Annotated in this window: 9 protein-coding genes; all 9 read left to right on the forward strand. The window is 47.6% G+C overall.

Going from position 1 to position 11899, the window contains the following annotated elements; genetic code table 11:
- Positions 1-3 precede the first annotated feature (3 nt).
- Complete coding sequence (locus tag OOJ59_RS21570) at positions 4-1668, forward strand: OmpA family protein (RefSeq protein ID WP_121529542.1); 1665 nt, start codon at positions 4-6, stop codon at positions 1666-1668.
- A 17-nt stretch (positions 1669-1685) separates the two neighbouring features.
- Positions 1686-2177, forward strand: a complete 492-nt coding sequence (tssD, locus tag OOJ59_RS21575) for a type VI secretion system tube protein TssD (RefSeq protein WP_003024437.1) — start codon at positions 1686-1688, stop codon at positions 2175-2177.
- A 160-nt stretch (positions 2178-2337) separates the two neighbouring features.
- Positions 2338-4962 carry a type VI secretion system ATPase TssH gene (tssH, locus tag OOJ59_RS21580; protein WP_121529541.1) on the forward strand — a complete coding sequence of 875 codons (2625 nt, stop codon included), beginning with the start codon at positions 2338-2340 and terminating at the stop codon, positions 4960-4962.
- Positions 4955-5647, forward strand: a complete 693-nt coding sequence (locus OOJ59_RS21585) for a hypothetical protein (protein WP_121529540.1) — start codon at positions 4955-4957, stop codon at positions 5645-5647. Before tssH ends, OOJ59_RS21585 begins: the two co-directional genes overlap by 8 nt.
- A 6-nt stretch (positions 5648-5653) precedes the next feature.
- Positions 5654-6055, forward strand: a complete 402-nt coding sequence (locus tag OOJ59_RS21590; protein WP_150345424.1) for a hypothetical protein — start codon at positions 5654-5656, stop codon at positions 6053-6055.
- Positions 6056-6109: 54 nt separating this feature from the next.
- Positions 6110-8644: a type VI secretion system Vgr family protein gene (locus OOJ59_RS21595; RefSeq protein WP_121529538.1), complete on the forward strand. Its 2535-nt coding sequence runs from the start codon at positions 6110-6112 to the stop codon at positions 8642-8644.
- A gap of 5 nt (positions 8645-8649) precedes the next feature.
- Complete coding sequence (locus OOJ59_RS21600) at positions 8650-10713, forward strand: lipase family protein (RefSeq protein WP_121529537.1); 2064 nt, start codon at positions 8650-8652, stop codon at positions 10711-10713.
- An 88-nt stretch (positions 10714-10801) separates the two neighbouring features.
- Complete coding sequence (locus OOJ59_RS21605; protein WP_121529536.1) at positions 10802-11470, forward strand: hypothetical protein; 669 nt, start codon at positions 10802-10804, stop codon at positions 11468-11470.
- Positions 11471-11582: 112 nt separating this feature from the next.
- On the forward strand, positions 11583-11899 hold a 317-nt coding region (locus OOJ59_RS21610), incomplete at its 3' end, for a hypothetical protein (RefSeq protein ID WP_226809234.1).

The raw sequence follows: 11899 nt of genomic DNA on the forward strand, positions 1-11899 counted from the left end.
GGCATGGCTCAGTTGCGAGGGATCGTTAACTCTGTGCTGGCGGCCGTGCTGGCTTTGTTGCTGGTCTGGGGATTTAGTCCGTTAAGTGCGGGTGTAAGGAGTGGGCTTACCGTCTTTATTTTACTGCTTTTCATTCCAGGGATGGTTTATGCCTGGCGTCAGTATGGTCGGTTGAAGTCTGCTCATTCTGCTCATGAAGTTCCGCTCCCTCCGGAGAGTTTCAGTGGGCCTGTTGTGCTGGTGTGTGGCGATAATGATCCCTTGTTTGCCGGACGCGGCGATTCTTGCGAGAGTTCACAGGGCTGGTATTTATCTGTCCAGTCCCCGGAGCATTATATTGCTCTGGTTCGTCAGTTAGCTACGCAGCGTCCGGGGCTTCTTATGCGCGTTTCCGTGATGCTGGCCTTGGCTCCAGAACGGCATAATGATGAAGACGCGCTTAAGCACATGCTGCTCAGCTGGCGGCGTGTGGTGGCCCAAAGCCGGCGTTGGTTATCAGGTATACCGCCGTTTTGGCTGTGCTGTTGGCTGAATTCTCCTCAGTGCAATGAGAGTGTACGTTGGTTTATTCGTACGCCTCAGGATGCGGAAGTGCAGTCGGCTACGGGATTAGACGACTTTGCGCCTTTCTCTTCGCAAGAGCGCCCGGCTCGTCATTTTCATCTTACACATGCAGTGTGGTTAGATAATTTACTGGGATGGCTGCAGAAGGTACAAGGCGACACCGAGCGCCATGCTCCGCCTCTTTTCTCTGCTTTACGGGTAGTGTGTTTCACCTCATTGGCGGTCTGCGAAAATAATCTGTGGCAACGGCATATCACGGCTCAAACAACGCTTCCTCCAGCCGCGTCAGCAGCGCCCGTACAGTTGCCTTTTCCTGATTTAGCATTGCCTTTTTTATCCCACCGCCGGGCGCTGACTGCTTTTCAACGAGCGGTGGGCGTAAGTGGTCTTCTGTGCGGCCTTTTTGTCGGGCTGGCAATGACATGCAGCTTTATCAATAACCAGCATCTCATCAGGATCACCAACGATCATTTGACGGTATACCGCCATCTTAGCGGTAATCCTGTCGAGCCAAAGATTCAGGCTCAGGATCAACTTCGTCGGGATGCGCAGCGGCTGGAACGCTGGTATCAGCGAGGTGAACCCCTTTCTCTTTCAATGGGATTGTATCAGGGGATGAGATTGATCCCGCCTTTGCTGGCCGCCATCAGCGACTGGCTACCACCTGAAAAACCGAAAGTGACCTCCCCGCAAACCGTACGTCTGGACAGTATGTCGCTGTTTGATACGGGCAAATGGGCGTTAAAAGCAGGTTCAACAAAAGTACTCATTAGGGCTTTGGTCAATATCAAAGCTAAACCCGGTTGGCTGATCGTCATCGCCGGACATACCGATGATGTGGGTGACGATAAATCTAATCAGCAGCTTTCTCTCAAACGTGCGGAATCTGTTCGCGACTGGATGCGCGATACCGGCGATGTTGCGGAGAGCTGTTTTGCCGTTCAGGGCTATGGCGAATTACGTCCCTACAAAAGCAACGATACGCCTGAGGGGCGGGCAGCTAACCGCCGTGTAGAGATCAGTCTGGTACCGCAGGCTGATGCCTGTCAGGTGCTGGGCATGAAGGAACCGTCACCGCAAGGCGGTGACGCATTAGCGAAGTAAAAAATGGAGAAAGAGTTATGGCAATCCCAGTCTACCTTTGGCTGAAAGACGACGGCGGCGCGGATATTAAAGGCTCTGTTGATGTGAAAGACCGTGTGGGCAGTATCGAAGTCGTGGCCCAGGAACATAATCTGTACATCCCTACGGATAACAACACCGGTAAGTTGACCGGGACGCGCATCCATACCCCGTTCCTTTTCACTAAGGAAATCGATGCCTCCAGCCCGTATCTGTACAAGGCTGTAACCACCGGTCAGACCCTGCGTCAGGCAGAGTTCAAATGGTATCGCATCAATGATGCGGGTCAGGAAGTGGAATACTTCAACACCACACTGCACAACGTGAAAGTGGTGAAAGTAAACCCGGTGATGTACGACATTAAAGATCCCGCTAAAGAGAAGCATAACCACCTGGAACAGATTGAACTGCGCTACGAGAAGATCGTCTGGACCTATAAGGATGGCAACATCATCCATTCTGACGCCTGGAACGAGCGTACTACCGCGTAATGCACTAACGGATGAGGATTTCCTCATCCGTTTTTTTATGCCCTCTGCTGAGCGTCCCGGGCGGGGTTCAGCAGAGAGTATCAACATCACTATTACCTTATGGGCATTGGATTACGGCCACGGGCGGTAGCGTGCCTGAATACAGGGAGTCAGGAAGCAAATGGAACACCAGTCAGCAGTGTTATTACGACGTCTCAACCCCTATTGTGCTCAGGCGCTTGAAGCAGCGGCATCGTTATGCCAGACGCGCGCGCATGCAGAAATCACGCCCGAACACTGGTTACTAAAGCTGCTGGAGCAGGGAGAGGGCGATATTACGGTCATTGCTCGTCGTTATGAATGGGATATCGACAATCTCTGGCAGTCACTGCTGGCGCATCTGGATGTTCAGCCTCGTTCCGTGAAAAGTCGCCCGCAGTTGTCTGATGCGCTCCTTTCTTTAATGCAACAAGCGTGGCTGTGTGCCGCAACGGATGAAAATTCGCAGATACGTGGCGCACATCTGCTGATGGCACTGGTAGGAAAGCCTTCACTATTGCAGTGTGACGGCCTGTGGCCTCTTTTGAGCGCCGGACATATTCAACTGGAACGGCTTCTGCCGCTATTAAATGTCCAGTCGGATGAACGTCCGGAAAGGCAGCAAGAAGCCGCTCTGATGCAGGTTTCCCCAGATGACGAAGCGCGTCCTGGCCTGGCTCAGTCGACGTTGTCGCCAGCATTACAAGGCGTGCTCGAGAAATTTACGCTGGACGTGACCGCGAAAGCGCGTGCTGGCGATATCGACCCGATATTTGGTCGCGATAATGAAATCCGGCAAATGGTGGATGTGCTGTCCCGTCGGCGAAAAAATAATCCCATTCTGGTCGGGGAACCTGGCGTCGGCAAGACCGCTCTGGTGGAGGGGCTGGCGCTGCGTATTGCTGAAGGTAATGTGCCTGATAGCCTGAAATCAGTAACGCTACGCACGCTGGATCTTGGGCTGTTACAAGCCGGTGCTGGAGTGAAAGGTGAGTTTGAGCAGCGGTTAAAAAATATCATTGATGCCGTTCAGCAATCGCCAACGCCTGTTCTGCTCTTTATTGATGAAGCCCATACCATCATCGGGGCTGGTAATCAGGCGGGGGGCGCAGACGCAGCCAACCTGCTAAAACCCGCTCTGGCCAGAGGTGAACTACGAACCATCGCGGCGACCACATGGAGCGAATATAAACAGTATTTTGAGCGTGATGCTGCGCTGGAGCGGCGTTTTCAGATGGTTAAAGTTGATGAGCCGGATGATGACACTGCCTGTTTAATGCTGCGTGGTCTGAAATCACGCTATGCAGAACATCATGGCGTTCACATTACCGACGAAGCGGTTAAAGCCGCCGTTACGCTCTCTCGCCGCTATCTTACCGGGCGGCAATTACCCGACAAAGCCGTCGATCTGCTGGATACCGCAGGTGCAAGAGTGCGGATGAGCCTTGATACCGTTCCTGAACCACTGACGCGTTTGAAGTCGGAGATCACCGCGCTTGAAATTGAAAAGCAGGCATTGCTTGCAGACCTCGCGGTAGGAAATGGCCAGCATGGTGAAAGGCTGGCCAGTATTGAACAGCGGGAAAATCGTCTGCTTGTCGAACTGGATGAACGCGAAACCCAGTACGGCCAGGAATTAACGCTCACTGAGCAACTGCTGGCCGCCCGCCGTGATATTTCTCGTCAGGCGGAAACGGTTGAATTACAGCAGCAGCTTAGTGTGCTTCAGCAGGGTCATCCGTTACTGTTTCCGGATGTAGACGCGCGCACCGTTGCTACGGTGATAGCTGACTGGACCGGTGTACCTTTGTCTTCATTAATGAAGGATTCCCAGGCGGATTTGTTGACGCTTGAAACCCAGATGGGAAACCGCGTTATCGGGCAGGATTACGCGCTGAATACAATCGCACAGCGGTTGCGGGCATCAAAAACAGGGCTTACACCGGAAAATGGCCCACAGGGCGTGTTTCTGCTTACCGGGCCAAGCGGAACCGGCAAAACAGAGACTGCGCTGGCCCTGGCTGACATTCTCTTTGGCGGTGAAAAATCGCTAATCACGATTAATCTGTCTGAGTATCAGGAGCCGCATACTGTGAGCCAGCTAAAGGGCTCACCTCCGGGATACGTGGGTTATGGACAGGGAGGGATCCTGACCGAAGCGGTGCGAAAACGCCCCTATAGCGTGGTACTACTGGATGAAGTAGAAAAAGCGCATCGCGACGTCATGAACCTGTTTTACCAGGTATTTGACCGTGGTTTCATGCGTGACGGCGAAGGTCGTGAAATTGATTTTCGCAATACCGTTATTTTGATGACTTCCAATCTTGGCGGCGACACAGTGATGCAACTGCTGGAAGAGCAACCGGGAACCACAGAGTCAGAGTTGCACGAACTGCTGCGCCCACTGTTGCGCGATCATTTCCAGCCGGCGCTGCTGGCCCGCTTCCAGACAATTATCTACCATCCGCTCAGTGAATCTGCGTTACGTACGATTGTACAGATGAAACTGGAGCAGGTTAGCCAGCGATTACTGCGTCACTACGGCATCACCACAATAATATCCGAGAACCTTTTTGATGCCCTGACCGCCGCTTGCCTGCTACCGGATACGGGAGCGAGGAATATTGATAGTCTGCTGAATCAACAAATCTTACCTGTGCTCAGTCAGCAGTTGTTAACGTATCTTTCCCGGCAGCAAAAACCTCAGCAACTCACTTTAAGTTGGAATGATGAAGAGGGAATGATGCTGGAGTTTAATGATGAGTAAACGTGACGATATTATTGAACCTTCCGAGTGGACCTTGGATCGTAAAACAGGGCTTGTTTACAGCGAAATATTGGGATGGATAGATATAGGCCATGCACAGGGAAGTGATATTAAAAACCTACTGTTAGATATAAAACGAGGTGAATCAAGTCGTGATGGTTATTATGACGTCACCTATAGCCAAAAGATGTTTGTATATCATCGCCAGTTTGGTACAGGAAAGTTTGTTAAGTGGCGTATCAAACAAGGTTTATCTACATGTGAGAAAAACAGCGTTGCGTTAGCCATGATGATGATGACGGCGCGCTTGTTTGAACGTTTGCAATCTAATTGGTGTTTTAGTTGGTATACCGACAGTGGATTTAGCGGAGAGGATCTTACCTCCGATCTTTTAGGCTTCTACCGGGCAATCCTTCCCTCAGACTACCCGTCAAGACTGAGCTTAGTCAGTAAAGAGCGGGCACTGAGTAGATGGGATTTTTATGGGCCGATAGGCAATTATAAGAATAAAGGATTTTTACCATTACTGTTTCCAGACCCCCAGGATAACTGTGCTGTCCATAAACCTTATAAAGGGCGCCTGCCTTCATTTATGACATGGGTGCAACCGTGGAGTGATTTCACTTCTGGTCGGGTAGAAATTATCACCGGGGATGGCGGTTATTATTCATTTTTGTCGAGGTGAATGATAATGAGCTACTATAAAATAATACTGGTGACGATTGCTTTGATTTTCTTGTCATCGCTGCTAATACCCTGGCCAGATAAATTAGAATATCGGGAAAGCGATCTTTTTGACTACTATTTCTATACTGACGTTGATATCAAGCAGGCTCCAAGGATATCAAATAATTATCGCTTTGAATATATTTCTCCTGATGGAAGTACACGGGAAACAAATCTTGTTATTTTTCACGGTGGTGATGTGGGAATTATTCGTGATTATCTAACAGGTCTTGGCTTTCATCTTTATGATTATAGTGATAATGGAAGAGAAGAACTTTGGATATCAAATGATAATCATCGATTTACTTTTTCTATTGTCACTAACAAGAAAAAAGATTTGGTCAGTTTAATAAAAACAATGCGTTGAGGGTAAGTTTTTGTTCTGGAAGTGGCTCTTTATAAATTTACAGGGGTTAAATATATGGGAATGGATGAATCACTTGGCGGCGGGATGTCATTTATATCTGAAAATACGCTGAATCGTTATCAATTGTATATCCCTTCATGCAAGTCTGTACTGGATGTTATTAACTTTAATGGTACAGAGGAAATGAGTTCGCTGTATCGATACGTAGTACATTTTTCCAGCCAGGATAAAGATATTGCGGTCGAATCAATACTCAGAAAATCAACGACATTGACTATGGGAATGGGGGAGTTAAGTGAGTTAACTGCCCGCAAAATCGTACATGGTATTGTGACATCTTTCCATCGTGTCAGTGGTTCAAAAGACCAGGCTATCTATCAGATAATCATTGAACCTTTTGTCGCGTTGCTGAAAAACCAATTTCGCACACACCGTTTCTTTATTAATATGTCAGTTCCTGAAGTGGTTACTCAAATTTTACAGGAGCATGGTTTAAAAGACTGGGAATATAATTTTGATTTAGTAATGGAATATCCCAAAAGAGAGCAAATTAATCAGTATCAGGAGAGCGATCTGGTTTTTATTGAACGCCTGCTCTCTGAAGTTGGAATATTCTTCTTCTTCCGGCTTCAGCCTGATGCTGGCACAGAGGTGATCTATTTTGCTGACAAACAAAGCGCATGGGAGTTTGGTAAAACATTACCGCTAAATAGTCCCTCCGGAATGAATGACAATGGAGTCGACTCAGTCTGGGATATTCAGTTCCAAGAGTCTACGGTGCAGGCATCGGTTACAGCCGGGGATTATAACCATCGCCAGGCTCAGAAAATATTATTTTCAGCACAAGCCGATATGACTTACGGTGAAGGTGACGGGGTGACTTACGGGGATGTTTACCACTATCGCCCACGCCATCTTGAAACGGGTGATCAGGTTTCGCCGGCGCCTGAGACAGGGAATTATTGGGCGCGACTGGAACATGAACGTTATCTCTCCTCACAAGCGACAATCACTGGATTATCAACCGATGTGAGCCTCCGCCCGGCTCAGGTCCTGAATATTACGGAATCGACACCTGTCCCAAAGCTTCCTGCCAGTGTGCGTAACAGCTTGCTGGTTACGGCGGTTTCATTCAGCGCAAGCCGAAAGGAAGCGCTACAAGTGGTGTTGATGGCGACCATTTACAGTGAAACGCGCTGTTGGAGACCTCCACTCAAACCGCGGCCAGTGATTAGCGGCACGCTAATGGCACGTGTTTCAAGCCCGAAAAAGAATGATGAATATGCTCATTTAAATCAGAGCGGGCTTTATTGGGTTAAGTTTGATGCGGACCGCGATGCGAAACAGCAGGGCTACGAAAGTATGCCAGTACGCCTTGCCAAACCCTACGGTGGCGACACCTACGGTATTCACTTCCCGCTGATACAGGGCACAGAAGTGGCGGTGGCGTTCCATGAAGGTGACCCGGACCGGCCCTATATCGCCCATGTGCTGCATGACTCCCGGCATCCTGACCACGTGACACAGGCAAATCATACCCGCAACGTCATCCGCACGCCCGCGAACAACAAGCTGCGCATGGAGGACAAACGGGGTGAGGAGCACGTCAAGCTCAGTACCGAGTACGGCGGGAAGACGCAGCTTAATCTGGGGCATAACGTGGATGCACAGCGTGCGCTGCGGGGAGAGGGGGCCGAGCTGCGCACAGACGACTGGGTGGCGGTACGCGGCGGTAAAGGGGTTCTGATAACGGCAGAGATGCAGGCGGAAGCCGTGGACCGGATGCTGGAGATGGAATGTGTGATACGTCAGCTTGAGCAGGCGCTGTCACTGGCAAGGAGTCTGCAGCGGTCAGCGGAGACGGCAAAGGCAACGGCGGGAGACACAGCGAGCCAGCAGACGCTCAATGATGCGCTGGAGGAACTGGCTCAGCCGGGGCTTATTCTGCATGCGCCAGCGGGTGTAGGGATGATGAGTGCGAAGGCCGTACGGGTGTCCTCGGGAACGGACAGCGTGGGAATAATGTCGGCGCACAATACGGATATTAGTACTGGCAGATCATTTACGGTGGCGGCGAGCGATACGGTAAGCCTGTATGCGCAGGGACAGGGGATGCAGCTGTATGCGGCAAAGGGAAAAGTGGATATTCAGGCCCAGGACGATGAAATGGGCATGACTGCGAAGAATGATATTACGGTAAGCAGCACAGAGGGGAAAATCACCGTGAATGCGAGCGAGGAGCTTTTGCTGAGCTGTGGTGGGGCGTATATCCGGTTGAAAGAGGGGAATATCGAACTGGGATGTCCGAATAATATCCTGCTGAAGTCAATGAATGTGCAGAAATTAGGGGCTACAAGTTTGAATACTCCAGTAGAGGATCTGCCTCGAGGTTATAAAGGTGGTTTCACAATCACTAGTGAAAAGACCGGAGAAATAATGCCTGATGTTAGTTATCGAATGACGACTGCTGAAGGTGATGTATATGAAGGGATATCAGATGAGAATGGTCAGACGATACCAGTATACACAGCAATACCCTCCTCCGTAAAAATTGAGTTTCCGGACAGTAAAACCAGTGATAAGGAATAATCCCTGTGAGTGAAACCAAAACCTCAAATTCTGGTGAGTTTGGCAGTGCAACTGCGCCAGAACAAAAGAAAAATTGGATCGAAATACAGCTTATTGATGAACAAAGAAAACCCGTAGCGAATATGCCTTATATGGCAGATAACGATCCCACGCATAGAGGTGAAAAACCAGCTTCTTATCATGGGGTAAGTGATGCGAATGGTATTATTCGTATTGAAGAAATTCCCCGTTGCACACTGATCCTAAAGATTCAAGCCCAGCCATTGGCTGATGAAATGGAACAGCGCCCGCTAAACACTGAACAAAGAATGAGCTCCGAAACTAGAAAAATGAATGGATTCGGAATTGATGAAGAGACGGGATGTATTATCTATCACGTTGTTATCGGTAATCTTTGCGACAAAGCACCCGCCATGCCCTGGTGGGATGAACAGTATAAACAACATAACAAATATGTATGGGAAAAGGAGGGGGATTCAAATGAATATCAAGATGAGCAAGAAAGACAATACCAGGAGTTACATAAGTTAGCTCAGTATCCAGAATATCATTTTCCCGACCCTGAGTTTTCTGGGCTGAAAATTGCGGCACTTCATTTTAATGCCAGAGTATTAGTGGAAATTTGTCCGTTTAGATCGTGGAACTTATTGCTGCATAATACCAAAAATTATTCAATAGTGAATGCTTATAATCAGGGATTGATGGCTAATTTGACCTATTCAAATAGCGAAGATTTCTTCAAATTCTTTAATGGCTTCATGGATCTATCATCGATTCCTAATCTTGGAAATGGTCGTCAATTGTTTTATCCCGTCGTTATTGATGTACCTTTTAGCAAGAGTTACAAAGGTGCTGTATTTCTCGATACCGCAGAATTGCTAAAAGATACCCCTCAGAGCGAGGGGGAGGTTTTTTTTACAGAAGATAATAAATGTATGGAGTTTGCCGATACGCAAATATTTTATATCTATGGTGATGATGATGTGATCGTGGGCTGGCGTGGTTCACAGGAATTTCAGGACTGGTTAAGTGATTTTACGTTCAGACCCATAGTGACCAGTACCCGGATAGATGATAGCAAAGTGCCTCAACAACTGCTGCCAGAGGGGTTTGTCCATAAAGGCTTTTGGGATGCGTTCAGTATTGCGAAATATGTTTTTGATGACGAGTTTAAGTATTTACTTTTGAGCCTGAAGAATAAATGGGGTAGTTACAAATCATTATATATCTGCGGTCACAGCTTAGGTGGTGCACTATCTCTGATTTATGCCACAGAGCTAAAAGCGTGGAATCCAATCCTTTATACCTATGGAATGCCCAGAACGTTTACCGTCAGTGCCATAAAGAATATGGCGGAGATAGTGCATTACCGGCATGTCAATGACGCCGATATGGTCACCTTTGTTCCGCCGGAAGCGAAGCTGGATAACGATTTGTATGACTATTTTGGTACTTTTTTTGGCTTTATTGCGTCATTAACGCAGTGGGCTTATTCAAAGGTTGTGGCTGACAGCGAGTGTTTTTTACATCATGGCAATGTGGTAGTTTTCTTCAGAGCGGAACAGCACTATACCTGTATGGGGCCTACTTTAGATAGCGATGGAGGGGTCTACAGAAAGACACAATATGTTAAAGCACTGTATGACAGCAGCAAGTTCTATCTTGTTCCGGCATTAGACTCAGGAGCATATTCTCAGGCCGAGAAACTCCAGTCTCAATACACCAGGCTGTTTCCTCCGAACGCTAACCCGGACCAGGATTCATTTATTAACCCGATGCATCACCTGATGGGGGATAAATATATCCCATTCTTAAATAATCAGTTGCTAGAATTATGCGATCCAGGCAGAGAAATGCAGAGAAAAAGAAAGAGAGAAAGGTTTATTAACCGTATTGAACCTTACAAAGGTCCGGTAACGGTCTGTGAGAATGAAAGACAGAGGAATTTACTTTTTAGTAAAATGCAAGAAGAAATGTCAGGCACATTATTAATATCAGAATCTGTGGAGGGCGGGAAAAATGCGCTATTGCGATTTAAAACATTCGCTAATGAGGATGAAGAACTCTAAGCTTCTCTTGTCTCCTTTACTATTCTTGGTTCTTTCCGGATGTGACGGCAGTTTCTTTTCATCTGATGTCAGAAAGGTCACTATAGCAATGGATACGCCGGACCTTCTTGAGAAACCGTGGTTCTCCGTAACCTACCGTTCACATAAATGCCAGCGTACCCGGCGTGATGGTGATTTTAAAAAACACTACGAAGATGATTCCAGTGTCACTACCTATGAACCGGAGCGGGAAAAGAACAGTAATATTTATAGCGTCACGGTGCCGGTGGAAAAGGGCTGGTACTGTGACTGGAAACTGAGTAATGTTGAATTTAAACTAAAGTATAAAAAGGGGAGCGAAATTCTTGAGGGTATTGATAAAACAATTTCTAAAAGAATCACGTTTGTGTTTGATGAGCATTACCCGCGAGCAACGAATGGTCTAACAGAATTCCAGCCCAGAAAGACTCAGGTTATTGATGAGGTTTTTTATCCTTTTAAAACAGAAAATCATCTGGTTGGGAATTATATTGATTTATCTTTCACAGGACGTGTTTATTTTTATTCTTATCGATTCAATAATAATGTTGAACGCGTTCTATTTAGACCAGTCATTCATCCTGATAGGATGGTCATATTAATAGAACCCTTTACATTGAAGCATGACCAAGAGGTTAAGTTGGTTTATCCAGATGGTTATGTTGAATATGGTAACGCATCTCCCAGTTTCGACCGGCTTCAGAAAATAAGTAATGAACGTCAACAATCAGGTGACTGACACCACGCTCGGTCGGGGGCGATTATTACTAATAATCCTTGATTAATTATATCGAGCCATCGGGATATATAATGTAGCTATTCCGGCTAGCCCCGGATGATGGAAACAAAATATGTTTTTTATCAGAAATCAACACAGCTATACAAAGACGGGATATGACACACTCTTGTTTATTCCCCTACTCTGTCTACTGCTGTCCGGATGTGACGGCAGTTTCTTTTCATCTGATGTCAGAAAAGTCACCATAGCAATGGATACGCCGGACCTTCTTGAGAAACCGTGGTTCTCCGTAACCTACCGTTCACATAAATGCCAGCGTACCCGGCGTGATGGTGATTTTAAAAAACACTACGAAGATGATTCCAGTGTCACTACCTATGAACCGGAGCGGGAAAAGAACAGTAATATTTATAGCGTCACGGTGCCGGT

This window comes from Citrobacter sp. W9 (genome assembly GCF_026719375.1).
GTDB classification, from domain to species: Bacteria; Pseudomonadota; Gammaproteobacteria; order Enterobacterales; family Enterobacteriaceae; genus Citrobacter; species Citrobacter werkmanii.